The sequence below is a fragment of the Streptomyces phaeochromogenes genome (assembly GCF_001418655.1).
Taxonomy (GTDB): Bacteria; Actinomycetota; Actinomycetes; order Streptomycetales; family Streptomycetaceae; genus Streptomyces; species Streptomyces phaeochromogenes.
Genome location: NZ_LIQZ01000070.1, coordinates 62,518 through 78,909, shown reverse-complemented (window position 1 = coordinate 78,909; position 16,392 = coordinate 62,518). Strand labels below are relative to the sequence as shown.

Annotated in this window: 12 protein-coding genes; 5 read left to right on the top strand and 7 right to left on the bottom strand. The window is 69.1% G+C overall.

Annotated features, from left to right (window positions below; genetic code table 11):
* Positions 1-154: 154 nt before the first annotated feature.
* The gene (gene dnaE, locus AOK17_RS10555) at positions 155-3,694 is read right to left on the bottom strand and encodes a DNA polymerase III subunit alpha (RefSeq protein ID WP_055612116.1); all 3,540 of its coding nucleotides are present in this window, start codon (positions 3,692-3,694) and stop codon (positions 155-157) included.
* Between the two features lie 248 nt (positions 3,695-3,942).
* Between dnaE and AOK17_RS10550 the strand changes: the two genes are divergently transcribed.
* The 4 genes from AOK17_RS10550 (at position 3,943) to AOK17_RS10535 (ending at position 8,727) form a co-directional block, all read left to right on the top strand.
* Entirely contained in the window at positions 3,943-5,271 is a 1,329-nt protein-coding gene (locus AOK17_RS10550) for a DUF2252 domain-containing protein (RefSeq protein ID WP_055612115.1), read from the top strand.
* Between the two features lie 92 nt (positions 5,272-5,363).
* Positions 5,364-6,047: a hypothetical protein gene (locus AOK17_RS10545; protein ID WP_055612114.1), complete on the top strand. Its 684-nt coding sequence runs from the start codon at positions 5,364-5,366 to the stop codon at positions 6,045-6,047.
* Positions 6,048-6,093: 46 nt separating this feature from the next.
* The gene (locus tag AOK17_RS10540) at positions 6,094-6,894 is read left to right on the top strand and encodes a DsbA family protein (protein ID WP_055612113.1); all 801 of its coding nucleotides are present in this window, start codon (positions 6,094-6,096) and stop codon (positions 6,892-6,894) included.
* A 174-nt stretch (positions 6,895-7,068) separates the two neighbouring features.
* Positions 7,069-8,727 (top strand): alkaline phosphatase D family protein, encoded by a 1,659-nt coding sequence (locus AOK17_RS10535; protein WP_055612112.1) that lies wholly within the window; start codon positions 7,069-7,071, stop codon positions 8,725-8,727.
* A gap of 118 nt (positions 8,728-8,845) precedes the next feature.
* Here AOK17_RS10535 and AOK17_RS10530 read toward each other — a convergent pair whose 3' ends face one another.
* Complete coding sequence (locus tag AOK17_RS10530) at positions 8,846-9,415, bottom strand: dienelactone hydrolase family protein (RefSeq protein WP_055612111.1); 570 nt, start codon at positions 9,413-9,415, stop codon at positions 8,846-8,848.
* Between the two features lie 121 nt (positions 9,416-9,536).
* On the opposite strand from AOK17_RS10530, the gene AOK17_RS10525 reads away from it, so the two are divergent.
* Positions 9,537-10,658, top strand: a complete 1,122-nt coding sequence (locus tag AOK17_RS10525) for a mechanosensitive ion channel family protein (protein ID WP_055612110.1) — start codon at positions 9,537-9,539, stop codon at positions 10,656-10,658.
* Positions 10,659-10,814: 156 nt separating this feature from the next.
* On the opposite strand, the gene AOK17_RS10520 is transcribed toward AOK17_RS10525, so the two are convergent.
* From AOK17_RS10520 to AOK17_RS10500, 5 genes are all read right to left on the bottom strand, one after another.
* Positions 10,815-12,401 (bottom strand): Na+/H+ antiporter, encoded by a 1,587-nt coding sequence (locus AOK17_RS10520; protein WP_055612150.1) that lies wholly within the window; start codon positions 12,399-12,401, stop codon positions 10,815-10,817.
* A gap of 238 nt (positions 12,402-12,639) precedes the next feature.
* Positions 12,640-13,110, bottom strand: a complete 471-nt coding sequence (locus tag AOK17_RS10515; RefSeq protein ID WP_055612109.1) for a GNAT family N-acetyltransferase — start codon at positions 13,108-13,110, stop codon at positions 12,640-12,642.
* On the bottom strand, positions 13,107-14,051 hold the full coding sequence (locus tag AOK17_RS10510) for an RluA family pseudouridine synthase (protein ID WP_055612108.1): 945 nt from the start codon (positions 14,049-14,051) through the stop codon (positions 13,107-13,109). The genes AOK17_RS10515 and AOK17_RS10510 overlap by 4 nt, the downstream gene beginning before the upstream one ends.
* Before the next feature lie 126 nt (positions 14,052-14,177).
* Positions 14,178-14,852 carry a signal peptidase II gene (gene lspA / locus AOK17_RS10505; protein ID WP_055612107.1) on the bottom strand — a complete coding sequence of 225 codons (675 nt, stop codon included), beginning with the start codon at positions 14,850-14,852 and terminating at the stop codon, positions 14,178-14,180.
* A gap of 110 nt (positions 14,853-14,962) precedes the next feature.
* Positions 14,963-15,988, bottom strand: a complete 1,026-nt coding sequence (locus AOK17_RS10500; RefSeq protein ID WP_055612106.1) for a TraR/DksA family transcriptional regulator — start codon at positions 15,986-15,988, stop codon at positions 14,963-14,965.
* Between the last annotated feature and the right edge of the window lie 404 nt (positions 15,989-16,392).

Genomic DNA, 16,392 nt, shown 5'->3' with positions numbered 1-16,392 from the left:
AGGGCCGCGCAAGGCCCGTTCAGGGCTGCTGAAGCCCAGGCACACGACGAGGGGCGCATCCGCGACGGATGCGCCCCTCTCGTACCTCGTCCATCGGTCGAGGTCGTACCTCGACTACCGGTTCAGGCCGCCCCGCACGTCGACGGCCACCGGTTCAGCCCGCCAGGCAGGACGGGCCGAGCAGCACTTTCAAGTCACCGAAGAGCGCGGGGTCCGGCTTCACCCGGTGCCGGTCGAGCCGCAGGACCGTGGTCTTGCTCGGGCCCTGGAGCCTGATCCGCACCTCGCTCTCGCCCTTGTGATGGCTGAGGATCTCTCCGAGCCTGCTGATCATCGGCGGGGTGACCTTCAGCGCCGGGATGGTGAGGATCACGGGCGCGTTGGTGCCCGCGTTCGACAGGTCCGGGACCTGGAGTTCCATCGCGACGAGCCGGGGCACGTCCTCGCGCTTGTCGAGGCGTCCCTTGACGAACACCACCGCGTCCTCGACGAGTTGGGTCGACACCAGCTGATAGGTCGCCGGGAAGAACATGCACTCGATGGAGCCCGCGAGGTCCTCGACGGTGGCGATGGCCCAGGCGTTGCCCTGCTTGGTCATCTTGCGCTGCAGACCGGAGATGATCCCGCCGATGGTGACGACCGCGCCGTCCCCGTGCTCGCCGCCGGTGAGCTGGTTGATGCCCGCGTCGGCCTTGTCGGACAGCACGTGCTCCAGGCCGAAGAGCGGGTGGTCGGAGACGTACAGGCCGAGCATCTCCCGCTCCTGGGCGAGCAGGTAGGCCTTGTCCCACTCGTCGGTGGTGAACTCGACGTCGAGCCCGAAGCCGGGCTCGCTGCTGTCGTCCTCGCCCATGCCGCCGAAGAGGTCGAACTGGCCCTCGGCCTCCTTGCGCTTGACCGCGACCACGTTGTCGATCATCGGCTCGAAGTGCGCGGTGAGGCCCTTGCGGGTGTGCCCCATCGTGTCGAAGGCGCCGGCCTTGATCAGCGACTCCGTGGTGCGCTTGTTGCACGCGGCCGCCTCGACCTTGTCGAGATAGTCGGGGAACGAGCCGTACTTCCCCTTGGCCTTGCGGCTGCGGATGATCGACTCCACGACGTTCGTACCGACGTTGCGCACCGCCGAGAGGCCGAAGAGGATCACGTCGTCGCCCTGCGCGGCGAAGTTCTGCTCGGACTCGTTGACGTTCGGCGGCAGGACCTTGATCTTCATGCGCCGGCACTCGTTGAGATAGACCGCCGACTTGTCCTTGTCGTCCTTGACCGAGGTGAGCAGCGCGGCCATGTACTCGGCCGGGTAGTTCGCCTTCAAATAGCCGGTCCAGTACGACACCAGCCCGTACGCGGCGGAGTGCGCCTTGTTGAACGCGTATCCGGCGAACGGGACCAGCACGTCCCACAGGGCCTGGATCGCCTCGGCGCTGTAGCCGTTCTTCTGGGCGCCCTCCTGGAAGAGGACGAAGTTCTTCGCCAGCTCGTCGGGCTTCTTCTTGCCCATCACACGACGGAGGATGTCGGCCTCGCCGAGCGAGTAGCCGGCGATGATCTGGGCGGCCTTCTGGACCTGCTCCTGGTAGACGATCAGGCCGTAGGTGACCGCGAGGACCTCCTCGAGCGGCTCCTCCAGCTCCTTGTGGATCGGCGTGATCTCCTGGCGCTTGTTCTTGCGCTCCGCGTAGTTGATGTGCGAGTTCATGCCCATCGGGCCCGGCCGGTAGAGGGCCGAGACGGCGGAGATGTCCTCGAAGTTGTCGGGCTGCATCTGGCGGAGCAGCGAGCGCATCGGGCCGCCGTCGAACTGGAAGACACCGAGGGTGTCACCGCGGCAGAGCAGTTCGAAGGTCTTGGGGTCGTCCAGCGGGAGGGAGAGCATCTCCAGGTCGATGCCCTTGTTGGCCTTCACCATCTTGATGGCGTCGTCCATGATCGTGAGGTTGCGCAGGCCCAGGAAGTCCATCTTGAGCAGGCCGAGCGACTCGCACTGCGGGTAGTCCCACTGCGTGATCGTGACGTTGTCGGTGTGCCGCACCCAGACCGGGGCGTGGTCGACGATGGGCTCGCTGGACATGATCACGCCGGCCGCGTGCACACCCATCTGCCGGACCAGACCCTCGACGCCCTTCGCGGTGTCGATGACCTTCTTCACGTCCGGCTCGTTCTCGTACATCCCGCGGATCTCACCGGCCTCGCCGTAGCGCGGGTGCTTGGGATCGGTGATGCCGTTCAGGTCGATGCCCTTGCCGAGGACGTCGGCGGGCATCGCCTTGGTGAGCCGGTCGCCCATCGCGTACGGATAGCCCAGCACGCGCGCGGAGTCCTTGATGGCGTTCTTCGCCTTGATCTTGCCGTACGTGCCGATCATGGCGACCTTGTCGGCGCCGTACTTCTCCGTCACGTACCTGATCACCTCGACGCGCCGACGCTCGTCGAAGTCGATGTCGACGTCGGGCATGGAGACGCGCTCGGGGTTCAGGAACCGCTCGAAGATCAGACCGTGCGGGATCGGGTCGAGGTCGGTGATGCCCATGGCGTACGACACGATCGAACCGGCCGCGGAGCCACGGCCGGGGCCGACCGCGATGCCCTGCTTCTTGGCCCACATGATGAAGTCGGCGACGACGAGGAAGTACCCCGGGAACCCCATCTGGATGATGACGTCCATCTCGTACTCGGCCTGCTTCTGGCGGTCGTCGGGGACGCCGCCGGGGAAGCGGCGCTCCATTCCGCGGCGCACCTCCTCCTGGAACCAGGTGACCTCGGTGAAGCCTTCGGGGATGTCGAACTTCGGCATGAGGTTCTTCGCCTCGAACATGCCCGTCGTGTCGATCTGCTCGGCCACCAGGAGGGTGTTCGCACACCCCTCCTGCCAGGCATCCGAGGAGTCGACGGCATACATCTCGTCCGTCGACTTCAGGTAGTAACCGGTCCCGTCGAAGCGGAAGCGGTCCGGGTCGGAGAGGTTCTTGCCGGTCTGGATGCACAGCAGCGCGTCGTGCGCGGTCGCCTCGTGCGCGTACGTGTAGTGCGAGTCGTTCGTCACCAGTGGCGGGATGCCCAGCTTCTTGCCGACCCGCAGCAGGTCGTCACGGACCCGGCTCTCGATCTCGATGCCGTGGTCCATCAGCTCCAGGAAGTACCGGTCCTTGCCGAAGATGTCCTGGTACTCCGAGGCCGCCTTCACCGCCTCGTCGAACTGGCCGAGGCGCAGCCGGGTCTGCAGTTCGCCGGAGGGGCATCCCGTGGAGGCGATCAGCCCCTCGGACCACTGGGAGATGGTCTCCTTGTCCATCCGCGGCCACTTCTGCAGCCAGCCCTCGGCGTACGCGTCCGAGGACAGCCGGAACAGGTTGTGCAGCCCGGTCCGGTTCGCCGCCCAGATCGTCTTGTGCGTGTAGCCACCGGAGCCGGAGACGTCGTCCCGCTTCTGATGCGGCTGACCCCACTTGATCTTCCGCTTGTTGCGCCGCGACTCGGGGGCGACGTACGCCTCGATGCCGATGATCGGCGTGACGCCCGCCTTCTTGGCCGTGTGGAAGAAGTCGTACGCCCCGTGCAGGTTGCCGTGGTCGGACATCGCGATATGGGTCATGCCCATCTCGTTGCACGCGTTGAACATGTCCTTCAGCCGCGCGGCACCGTCCAGCAGCGAGTACTGGGTGTGGACGTGCAGGTGCGTGAACGGCGGCTTTGACACGGCTTCGGCCTCCAAGAAGAACTGGCGTCGACGAGCTCCCCAACAGGCTGCGCACAGTCCGGGGGACAGCGTCGAAGTCTATGCCGGAGCACTGACACTCGGAGCGGTCTCCCCCGTACCTTCGTGAGGGGAAAGCGGGCACTCCCGCGTACCTTCGTCCGTTGGAAGATGACGGAGACATCCGCTCCGGCGGACGGCACATTCCGTCCCACTTGTCATGCACCACCTGCACCAGGAGGCACCAAGCGATGTCGGTTCCGCAGCTCAGCGCCGAGCAACGCGGCGAACAGATCCTCGCCGTATTCGACACCGCCTTCGGCGAACTGCTGGCCGCCGACCCGGCCGCGTTCCGCGTGAAGTTCCGGAAGATGGCGGCCTCCGCGTTCGCCTTCTACCGCGGCACGGCCGGCCTCTTCTACCACGACCTGGAGCAGGAGAAGCGGGGCGGACCGTACCTGGACGAGCGCACCTCGCGCGTGTGGATCCACGGCGACCTGCACGCGGAGAACTTCGGCACGTACATGGACGCCCAGGGGCGCCTGATCTTCAACGTGAACGACTTCGACGAGGCGTACGTCGGCCCCTTCACCTGGGACCTCAAGCGCCTCGCGGCCTCGGTGGCCCTGATCGGCTACGCGAAGGCGCTGAGCGACGAGCAGATCACCGACCTCGTCCGGACGTACGCGGCGGCCTACCGCGAGCGCATCCACGCCCTCGCGACGGGCGCCAAGAGCGACGAGGTGCCGCCCTTCACGCTGGACACCGCGCAGGGCCCGCTCCTGGACGCCCTGCGCGACGCCCGCTCGCTGACCCGCTTCGGGCTGCTCGACTCGATGACGGAGATCCGCGACTTCGAGCGCCGCTTCGCGCCGGGCGGCGGCTCCATCGAGCTGGACGCGGCCACGCGCTACAAGGTCCTGGCGGCCTTCGACGGCTACCTGGAGACGCTGCCGGAGGCGTCCCTCTCCCGCCCCGACTCCTACCGCGTGAAGGACGTCGTGGGCCGCCGCGGCATCGGCATCGGCTCGGCGGGGCTGCCCTCGTACAACATCCTTCTGGAGGGCGCCACCGACGCCCTGGAGAACGATGTGGTGATCTACATCAAGCAGGCCCAGACCCCGGCCGTCTCCCGGCACATCACGGACTCCTCGATCCGTGAGTACTTCCAGCACGAGGGCCACCGCACGGTGATCTCGCAGCGCGCCCTCCAGGCGCACGCGGACCCGTGGCTGGGCTGGACCGAGCTGGACGGCGCGGGCCAGCTCGTCGCCGAGGTCTCGCCGTACGCGGTGGACCTGGACTGGAGCGACATCGACGACCCGGAGGAGATCGCGGCGGTCGTCGCGGACCTCGGCCGGTCCACCGCCACCATGCACGCGGCGGCGGACGACGAGAGCGGCCACTCGGAGCTGGTGCCGTTCTCCACGGAGCGCGCCATCGACGCGGCGATCGCGGGCGACGAGGACAGCTTCGGCGACCTCCTTGTCGACTTCGCGCATGAGTACGGCGCACGGGCGCGTGCCGACCACCAGATCTTCGTGGACCTTTTCCGCAACGGCCGGATTCCGGGTCTGTAGGCACCGCACAAGGCACACCGCACAGGAACCCTTTTCGCACAGGAACCCTTTAGGGACCTCTTACTGGAGTACGTGGGACACTCTCCTCCGCTATGGACATATCCGGGACCCAGCTCAGAGCCGTGCGCGCGGCGCTGTTCACGGCACTCGTCGTGACGCTCAGCACCGCGTCGCACGTGCTGCTGTCCCAGGTCCCGCTGCCGCTGACCACCGTGGCCGTGATCGCGGGTGCCGTCTTCGTCGTCGCGTACGCGCTGGCGGGCCGTGAGCGCGGCTTCGGGCGGATCGCCGCCCTGCTGATCCCGCTGGAGTTGGCCGCCGACACGCTGTTCACCGCCGGCCAGCACGCCTGTTACGGCAAGGCGGGCGGCCCGGTGGCGGGCCCGCTGCGCTCGGTCGGCTTCGACATGCTGTGCGGCGGCGAGGTCGGTACCCCGCTGGCCCGCGTCACGGGCGGCGAGGCCCAGCCCGCCGCGGCCCTGCTCGCGAACGCCGACCCGGCCGCCGCCTGGCTGCTGCTCGGCGCGCACATCGGTGTGGGTCTGCTCGCGGCAGCCTGGCTGCGGCGCGGCGAGCGGGCCCTGGCCCAGCTCCTGGACGCGGTGGCCGCGGCCACCTTCCGGCCCCTGCTGATCGCGGTCGCCGCGGTGACCGTCCACTTCACTCCCGTACGCCGGCTGCCGCGCCCCACGCGCCGGGTCGCCGCCACACGTACGCGCCTCTTCGTGCACTCCCTGGGACGGCGTGGACCGCCATGCTCGGCCGTATTCGCCTGAGCACACCAGTCCCCGTACACCTGTCATCACCACGGAGAACACCATCATGAGCAAGAGGAACAGCCAGGCGGCAAAGTCGGCGGCCCGTGAGCGGCTGCGCGTCGAGCGCGAGCGTCAGGCCAAGCGCGAGAAGGTCAGGCGGCAGGCCATCGTCGCCGGTTCGATCGTCGCGGTGCTCGCGATAGCCGGTGGCATCGGCTACGCCGTCGTACAGAACAACGAGCCCTCCAAGTGGGACGCGGCTGCCGACGCGAAGGTCGTCGCCCCCGCCAACACCAGCGGCACGAACGGCACGACCATCGTGGCCGGCGACTCCAAGACCAAGAACACGATCCACCTCTACGAGGACGCGCGCTGTCCGGCCTGCGCCTCCTTCGAGCAGACCGTCGGCGAGACCGTCAACAAGGGCATGACGGACGGCGACTACAAGCTGTCCTTCACCCTGGGCACCTTCCTCGACGGCAACCTCGGCGGCGACGGCTCGAAGAACGCGCTGAGCGCGCTCGGCGCCGCGCTGAACGTGAGCACCGACGCGTTCCTGGACTACAAGACCGCGCTGTACTCGACGAAGTACCACCCCGAGGAGACGACGGACGAGTTCTCCAAGGACAGCTACCTGATCAAGGTCGCGGACACGGTGGACGCGCTGAAGGGCAACAAGAAGTTCCAGGACGCCGTCGAGAAGGGCACGTACGACGCCTGGGCGATGAGGATGAGCAAGACCTTCGACAGCGCCAAGGGTGTCGACTCGACGCCGACCATCAAGATCAACGACAAGGTGATCAAGAACCCGAGCACGGTCGCCGACTGGGAGAAGTCGCTCAAGGACGCGGGCGTCACCAAGTAGGACGCGGGAGTCACCGAGTAACGCGGGCGGCGCAAGCAACGCATGCGGCCCAGGGCGTGGATCGAGCAGCTCAAGTAACGCGCGGCATAAGGGCGGGCGAACTCTTCCGGGTTCGCCCGCCTTTCACGTCTTCTGCCTTACCGAAAGCGCTACCCGTCAGTAATCTGATCGGCCGTGACCAGTCGACTCAGATCCCTCTCCAGTCCCAACTCCCCCGCGCCGCGCCGCCGTACGGTGGTCAAGGCAGCCGCGGCCACCGCCGTGCTCGGAGCCCCACTCGCCGCCGCCCTGCCGGCCCGCGCCGCCGAGGCCCCGGCCTTCCTGCACGGCGTCGCCTCCGGAGACCCGCTGCCGGACGGCGTCCTGCTGTGGACCCGGGTGACACCCACGGCCGCGGCGACACCCGGCTCCGGGCTCGGCCCCGATGTCGAGGTCGGCTGGACGGTGGCCACGGACAAGGCGTTCACGAACGTCGTCGCGAAGGGCTCCACCACCGCGACCGCCGCCTCCGACCACACCGTCAAGGCCGACATCCGCGGTCTGAAGCCCGCCACGGCCTACTGGTTCCGCTTCTCCAGCGGCGGAACAGACTCACCGGCCGCCCGTACCCGCACCGCCCCGGCCCATGACGCGGCCGTGGCCGGGATGCGCTTCGGCGTGGTGTCCTGCGCCAACTGGGAAGCCGGCTACTTCGCGGCCTACCGTCACCTGGCCGCGCGCGGCGACCTGGACGCCTGGCTGCATCTGGGCGACTACATCTACGAGTACGGCACGGGCGAGTACGGGACGCGCGACACCGTCGTACGCCCGCACGCCCCCACGCACGAGATCGTCACCCTCGCCGACTACCGCACCCGGCACGGCCGTTACAAGACCGACCCCGACCTCCAGTCCCTGCACGCCGCGGCCCCGGTGATAGCCATCTGGGACGACCACGAATTCGCCAACGACACCTGGTCGGGCGGTGCCGAGAACCACACCGAGGGCGCGGAGGGCGCCTGGTCCGCCCGTCAGTCGGCCGCCAAGCAGGCCTACTTCGAGTGGATGCCGGTGCGGCCCGCGATCGCGGGGACCACCTACCGGCGGCTGCGCTTCGGCAGGCTGGCCGATCTCTCGCTGCTCGACCTGCGCTCGTACCGCTCGCAGCAGGTGAAGGTCGGCAACGGCTCGGTGGACGACCCGAACCGTACGCTCACCGGCCGGGCCCAGCTCGACTGGCTGAAGGCGGGCCTGAAGTCCTCCGACACCAGCTGGCGGCTGGTCGGCAACTCCGTCATGATCGCGCCCTTCGCCCTCGGCTCCCTCTCCGCCGAGCTCCTGAAACCGCTCGCCGAGCTGCTCGGCCTGCCCAAGGAGGGCCTGGCCCTCAACACCGACCAGTGGGACGGCTACACCGACGACCGCCGCGAACTGCTCACGCACCTGCGGGACAACGCGATCCGCAACACGGTCTTCCTCACCGGCGACATCCACATGGCCTGGGCCAACGACGTGCCGTACAACGCCGGTACGTATCCGCTGTCGGCGTCCGCCGCCACCGAGTTCGTCGTCACGTCGGTGACCTCCGACAACCTCGACGACCTGGTCAAGGTCCCGGAGGGCACGGTCTCCGCCCTGGCCTCACCGCTGATCCGGGCCGCCAACCGGCACGTCCACTGGGTCGACACGGACCGCCACGGCTACGGCGTCCTTGACCTCACGGCCGAGCGGGCGCAGATGGACTACTACGTGCTGTCCAGCCGCACGTCCGCGAACGCGACGACGTCCTGGGCCCGTTCGTACCGCACGCGCAGCGGCACGCAGAAGGTGGAGCGGGTGTACGACCCGGTCTGATCCGGCACGGACGGAACGGGGTCCGGCACGGACGGAACAGAGTCCGTCACGGACGGGACGGAGTCCGGCACCCATGGGGCGGAGTCCGTCGCCGACGGGATGAAGTCCCTCGCCGGGGCTACAGGCTGTCGAGGAAGCCGAGCGCCACCTGCCAGGTGGCCTCGGCGGCCTCCTTGTCGTAGTCCGGCAGACCGGGGTCGGTGTAGAGGTGCCCGGCCCCCGCGTATCTGTAGACCTCCACGTCGGCGCCCGCCTTCCCCATCTGGAGATACCAGGCGCTCAGCCAGTCGTCGGGCTCGAAGGCGTCCGGCTCCGCGACGTGCAGCTGGACCGGCAGGTCGTCCACCGAGGCGTTCGGCGCGATGTCGGACGTGCCGTGCAGGAGCAGCAGCCCGCGGGCCTTGCTGTCGCCGAGCGCGAGGGTCTGGGCGGTCGCCGCGCCGAGCGAGAACCCCGCGTACACGATCCCCCGGTCCGAGTACGGAGCCGCGGCCAGGATCGCGCGCTTCAGCAGCTCCTCCTTGCCGAGCTCGTCCTTGAAGGCCCTGCCCTCCTCGACGGTCTCGAAGGTGCGCCCCTCGAAGAGATCGGGCGTCCACACCTCGTGTCCCGCCGCGCGCAGCCGGTCCGCCGCGTCACGCACCGCGGGCCGCAGCCCGTAGGTCGAATGGAAGAGCATGATGTTCATGAGCCCATGGTGCCAGCCGCGACCGACAATGCCCGGGCCGGGCGGGACCGGGTGATGGCTACGGACGATGGGGCCGAGACCACATGTTCATGACGGCCCCTGTCCGGTTACGGTCGAGGGCATGGAGAACGTGCTGCGCCCGCTGATCGTCGTCGGCGGCTCGCTCGTACTGACGCTGCTGGTCGGCTGGATCGCCGACCTGTTGCTGAAGCGTGCCGACCAACGCCACCAGGGGGTCCCTCTGTGGGGCCTGCTGCGTCGCTGCCGCCTGCCACTGCAGGTGGTGATGTGCACGGCGCTGCTGAGAGGGTCCTACGACCAGGCCGAGATCGCCCTCGACCACTCCGCCGCAATCGGCCAGATCCTGACGCTGGTCCTCATCGGCTCCACGGCCTGGCTCGTGGTCCGTATCGCGACGGCGATCGTCGATTCCTCGTACTCCCGCTACGCCAACGCCCACCGCGATCCGGCCCGGGTCCGCCGAGTCCGTACGCAGGTGACGCTGATCCAGCGGGTGGTGTCGGCGATCGTCGGTGTGATGGCGGTCGCCGCGATGCTGCTGACGTTCCCCGCGATGCGCGCGGCCGGTGCCTCGCTGCTCGCCTCGGCCGGCATCCTCGGCATCGTCGCCGGTGTGGCCGCGCAGTCCACGCTCAGCAACATGTTCGCCGGGCTGCAGATCGCCTTCGGCGACATGGTGCGCATCGGTGACACGGTCGTGGTGGACGGCGAGTGGGGCACGGTCGACGAGATCACCCTGACCTTCCTGACCGTCCGCACCTGGGACGAGCGCCGGATCACCATGCCGGTCTCGTACTTCACGTCCCAGCCGTTCGAGAACTGGTCCCGCGGCGGCGTGCAGATGACCGGCACGGTCTTCTTCCACGTGGACCACAGCGCGCCCGTCGAGGAGATGCGCGACAAGCTCCGGGACATCCTCCGCGAGTGCCCCGCCTGGGACGGCCGCGACTACGGCCTCGCCGTCACCGACACCACCCCCAACACCATCGAGGTGCGCGCCCTGGCCACCGCGAAGGACGCCGACGACATCTGGACGGTCCGCGTCACCGTCCGCGAACAGATGATCCGCTGGCTGACCGCCCACCACCCCTACGCCCTGCCCCGCGTCAACACGGCCGACGCGGTCCTCCCACCGAACTCCCACCCCAACGGCAACGACGCCCGCCCCCCGAGGACAACCCGAGGCCGAGCGGTGGAACCACCGAGAACGGGCCGAGGCTAAGAGAAGCCGCACAGAGACGCGCCCCAAAGGGGCGCGGGGAACGGCGCGCTCAACAACAGCGAACGCACACCCTCCTACGGACACGAGCCATAGGAAACCCCCACCGTGTAGGCAAGGTTGAAACGGGCGGAGCGGGCGGGAAAGCCCCAAAAAAATTCACCGAAGACTCCGCACATCCAAATGCCGCAACACCCGATCCACCACCTCAGGATCGGCCCCGGCCTCACTACGCGCGGCCAACACCTCATGCCGAGCCGCGGACAACATCTCCCCCTGAATCCGCCGCACCCGCTTGATCCGCCGCACCCGATGCTCGTGCCCCTCCCGCCGCTCGTCCTCCCCCATGTCGGGACTGATCCGGAACCCGATGTCGAAGGCCCGCCGCAACAACTGCTCGGACAGCTCGTCCGGCAGCTCCTCGACCGCCTCGATCTCCCGCAGCCGCCGCTTCGCCGCCTTCGCCGCCCGCAGGGCCAACGCCTTCTCGAACTCCTGCTCCCGGTCCGTATCGGCCCGCACGTCCAGCTTCCGGACCAGCCACGGCAGACTCAGCCCCTGCACCACGAGCGTCGCCATGATCACGCCGAACGCGATGAACACCATCTCGTCCCGGTCGGGAAACGGCGCCCCGCTGTCCGTCTCCAGCGGAATGGCCAGCGCGAGCGCGACGGAGGCCACTCCGCGCATCCCGGCCCACCACATGACGACGGTCTCCCGCCAGCTCGTCGGAATGTCCTCGTCGTGGTCCCGCTTCGCGTGCAGCCGCTTCGTCAGCCAGGTCGCGGGCAGCAGATACGCCAGCCGTACGAACACGACGACGCCCACGATCGCGGCGGCCCACCCGAGCATCTCCTCCCACCGCCCGGACGCCGTCCTGATCGCGTTGTGCAGTTCGAGCCCGATGAGCCCGAACGCCACCCCGGTGACCAACGTGTCGACGATGTCCCAGAACGTGTGCCCGGCCAGCCTCGTCATCACGTCGTCGGCGTCGTTCGCGTACTCCGCCAGGAACAACGCCGTGGTGAGCACCGCCAGCACCCCGGACCCGTGCAGCTCCTCGGCCAGCACGTACGAGGCGTACGGCACGATCAGGGTCAGCCCGATCTGCAGCGTCGGGTCGCCGAGGTAGTCCATCAGCCGGTTGGTGCCCCATCCGAGCCCGAAACCCATCGCCACGGCGACGACTGCGGAGAGCAGGAAGTCGAGCGCGGCACTCGGCAGCGAGAAGGTGCCGCTGACCGCGGCGGCGATGGCGACGTGGTAGAGCACGATGGCCGTCACGTCGTTGAACAGCCCCTCGCCCTCCAGAATCGACACCAGCCGGCGCGGCAGCCCCAGCTTGCCCGCGACGGCGGTCGCCGCGACCGGGTCGGGCGGCGCCACCAGCGCACCGAGCGCCACGGCGGCGGCGATCGGCAGCCCGGGCACGATCGCGTGGGCGACCACGGCCACCACGGCGGTGGTGACGAACACCAGCGCCACGGCAAGCAGGAAGATCGGCCGTTTGTTGGCCGTGAACTGCCGCCAGGAGGTACGCCGTACGGCGGCATACAGCAGCGGCGGCAGCAACGCGGGCAGGATCAGCTCGGGCGGAATATCCACGTTCGGTACGAAATCGAGGACGGCCAGCGCGATTCCGAGCAGCGTCATCAGCACCGGGGACGGAAGCCCGAGCCGGTCCCCCAACGGGACGCTCAGCACAGCCCCGAGCAACATCACGAACAACAGGGCCAACTGATCCACGGTCAGCACTCCGGACTGGGTCTAGAAGATCAAAAACAACCAGACCCCAAGCGTGCCACTGAACCCCAGCCGCGCCCCCTCAAGGGGCGCGGGGAACGGCGCAGTCTTTTGGGGGCGCGGGGAACGGCGCAATCTTCTAGGGGCGCGGGGAACGGCGCAATCCTTTAGGGGCGCGGGGAACGGCGCGACCAGCCCTCACCGGCCCGCAGCCAGAATGCCGACCGGAACCCCAGCCGCCCTAGAGCTCTCGCCGCATCGCCAGATGCGCGATCCCCGCATCGAGAAACTCCGGCCCGTAGGCCACATACCCCAGCCGCTCATAAAACCCGACCGCATGCGTCTGCGCGTGCAGATCCACCGCCGTCAGCCCCCGCGCGCGTGCCGCGTCCTCGATGCCCCGCACGAGCGCGACCCCGACACCGAGCCCACGCGCGGCCTTGAGCACGGCGAGCCGCCCCAGGGACCCGACACCGGGCTCACCGCCCGTCTTGGCGGCTGCCACCTCGCCGTACAGCAGCCGCCCCGCGCCGAACGGCAGCCCGTCCTCGCGCACGGCGACCACATGCAGGGCATCGGCGTCGTACGCGTCGTACTCGATGTCCTCAGGGACTCCCTGTTCGACGACGAAGACCTCCTTGCGCACCGCGAAGCAGGCCTCACGGTCGGCGGGGTCCTCGGCCACACGCACCACGTAGGACGACGGGCTCATGCGTAGCTTTCCTCCCGGACGCGGTCCAGCGCCTTCTGCAGGTCCTCCGCGTAGCCGCTCTCGAACTCGACCCACTGGCCGTCCCCGGGGTGCTCGAAGCCGAGCTTCACGGCCTGCAGCCACTGCCGGGTGAGCCCGAGCCGCTTGGCGAGCGTGGGGTCCGCGCCGTACGTCAGGTCGCCGACGCAGGGGTGCCGGTGGGCCGACATGTGGACGCGGATCTGGTGCGTGCGGCCGGTCTCCAGCTTGATGTCGAGCAGCGAGGCCGCGCGGAACGCCTCGATCAGGTCGTAGTGCGTCACGGAGGGCTTGCCCTCGGCCGTGACCGCCCACTTGTAGTCGTGGTTCGGGTGCCGGCCGATGGGGGCGTCGATGGTGCCGCTGGTCGGGTCCGGGTGGCCCTGGACGAGCGCGTGGTAGCGCTTGTCGACCGTGCGCTCCTTGAACTGGCGCTTCAGCGACGTGTACGCGTACTCCGACTTGGCGACCACCATCAGGCCCGAGGTGCCCACGTCCAGGCGGTGCACGATGCCCTGGCGCTCCGCGGCGCCCGAGGTCGAGATCCGGTACCCGGCGGCGGCGAGCCCGCCGATGACGGTCGGACCCGACCAGCCGGGGCTGGGATGCGCGGCGACACCGACCGGCTTGACGATCACGACCACGTCGTCGTCGTCGTGCACGATCTCCATGCCCTCGACGGGCTCGGCGACGATCTGCACGGGCGCGGGCGCCTGCGGCATCTCGACCTCCAGCCAGGCGCCGCCGTGCACCCGCTCGGACTTCCCGACCACCGAGCCGTCGACCGTGACCTTCCCCGCCGCGGCAAGCTCGGCGGCCTTCGTGCGGGAGAAGCCGAACATGCGGGAGATGGCGGCGTCGACACGCTCGCCCTCCAGGCCGTCGGGCACGGGCAGGGTACGGATCTCGGGACTGGTGCTCACCCGTCGAGTATGCCGGACAGGTCCGACACCCCTGACCAGAGCCCGAACAACAGTGCCCGCAGGCGAGCCCGTGGGCCGCCCTCAAACCTCAGTCCTCGGCCCTCAACCCTCGGCCCTTGGCGGCCCTCAGTCCTTGTGGACGGTGCCGTCCGGGTCGAGCCCGCGGAAGGACAGCAGCACGATCAGGATGCCGCCGCAGACGATCGCGGAGTCGGCGAGGTTGAAGACCGCGAAGTGCTTGGGCGCGATGAAGTCGACGACCGCACCCTCGAAGACGCCCGGCGCACGGAAGATCCGGTCGGTGAGGTTGCCGAGCGCACCTCCGAGCAGCAGGCCGAGCGCGATCGCCCAGGGAAGGCTGTAGAGCTTGCGGGCGAGCCGGGCGATCACCACGATCACGGCCGCGGCGATCACCGTGAAGATGACGGTGAAGGCCTCGCCGATGCCGAAGGCCGCGCCCGCGTTGCGGATCGCCTCGAACCTCAGCCAGTCCCCGATGATCTCGATCGGCTCGTGGTGCTCCAGCTTCGCGACCACGATCATCTTGCTGATCAGGTCCAGCGCGTACGCGAGGACGGCGACCGTGAACAGCACGGCGATCCGGCGCTTGCCCCTGGAGGGCTCGGCCGGGGCCGCCGCCGCCTCGGAACCGGAGTCGGAGCCCTGGCTCCCGGCCGGGTCCTGCGCCCCCTGGGCATCGGACCGCTCGCCCGCCGCCGCGCTCTGGTCGGTCTGCTCCGGCTCGGCGCCAGCCGCCTCCGGGATATCCGGCGTACCGATGATCCGCTCCGCCTCTGCCACGTGAGTCCCTCAACCTAGGTGCCTGACTGAGGACGAGAGTACGGCACGGCCCACCGCGCCCATGTGCTCAGGAGGCGCACCGGGCCGATCAGTATCGGATCATTGGCCGATCAGTAACGGCGCTCCTGCTTCTGCTTGCACTCGACGCACAGGGTGGCGCGCGGGAAGGCCTGCATACGGGCCTTCCCGATGGGATTGCCACAGCTCTCGCAGAGCCCGTACGTGCCCGCGTCCAGGCGTTCGAGGGCGCGCTCGTCCTGCTCCAGCATCTCCCTGGCGTTGGCCGCGAGCGCCATCTCGCTCTCGCGTGTGATGTTCTTGGTGCCGGTGTCGGCCTGGTCGTCGCCCGCACCGTCCCCGGAGTCGCGCATCAGGCCCGCCAGGGACTCCTCGGAGTGCGTGATCTCGGCACGCAGCCGCAGGGCCTCCGACATCAGCCCCGTGCGTGCCTCCGCGACCTCCTCGGGGGTCCAGGGGTCCTCACCGGGGCGTACCGCGAGTTCGCCGGGCTCCGCCGCGGCGAGCCGCGCCTTGGGGACCGCGGTGGTCTTCTTCGCCGCCGTGGCCGTGCCAGAAGTCTTCTTCGCAACCACCGTCGTGGCTCCCGTCGTCTTGGCGGCCTCCGCCGCACCCTCGGCCGCTGCAGCGACCGCTTTCTTGGCCGTACGTGTGCCCTTCCTGCCCGCCTTCTGCGGGGGCTCCGCGACGGAGACGCCCGCCTCACCCGCCCCCTTGCCGGCGGCACTCTTCCTGGCGGCCTTCTTCGCAGGAGCCGCCTTGGCGGCAGCCTTCTTGGTGGAGGCCTTCTTGGTACCGACCCTCTTCGTAGCGGCCGTTTCGGCGACCGCCCCCTCCGTGGAGGCCACCGCCGCAACCGTCTTCTTCGAATCGGCCGCCCCCGCACCGGCCCTCTTCGAAGCAGCCACTTTCTTGGTGGCCGACTCCTTGACAGCGACTTTCGTGGTGGCCGACTTCTTGGCGGCAGCTTTCTTGGTGGCCGTTTTCCTACCGGCCGCCTTCGTGCCGCCGACCGTCTTCTTGGCCTCGCCGTGCTGTGCCGCGCCCTTCGCGGAACGGTCCGCCCCCATGGATCTGCCGGACGCCGACTGCTGTACGGCGGTCTTCTTCGCCACCATGGCCGCGGCCCCTTCACATATTGTGATCTTGCTCGCGAATCGTGCTGGGACGATAAATCGACTTGAGTCCCGCGGCAACGGGGCACGCCGCCCGATTCGCCCGCCCCGCCCGTACCGTGCGGCGAGCCTGCAAGCGTTGTGCCCAGCTCCCCGCCGGGTAATCCGCCGAGTCGGCCGTCCCAGGATGCGAACACGGCCGCCTCGGCATTCGGGTCAGTCCGCACGCCTTCCCGGCACCCCGCCACCCCTCGCCCACCGGCCCGGGAAAACCGGTCGGCCGCTGTCCGCCCGGCGCCGTACACTGGGCGGAGCGAGAAGCGTGGATGGGGACGAGTAGCGGCGTACGCAGCCAGGAGCGACCCGGGGACGGTGCGAGCCCGGGGGCCGGCGCGACGTGAAGATCA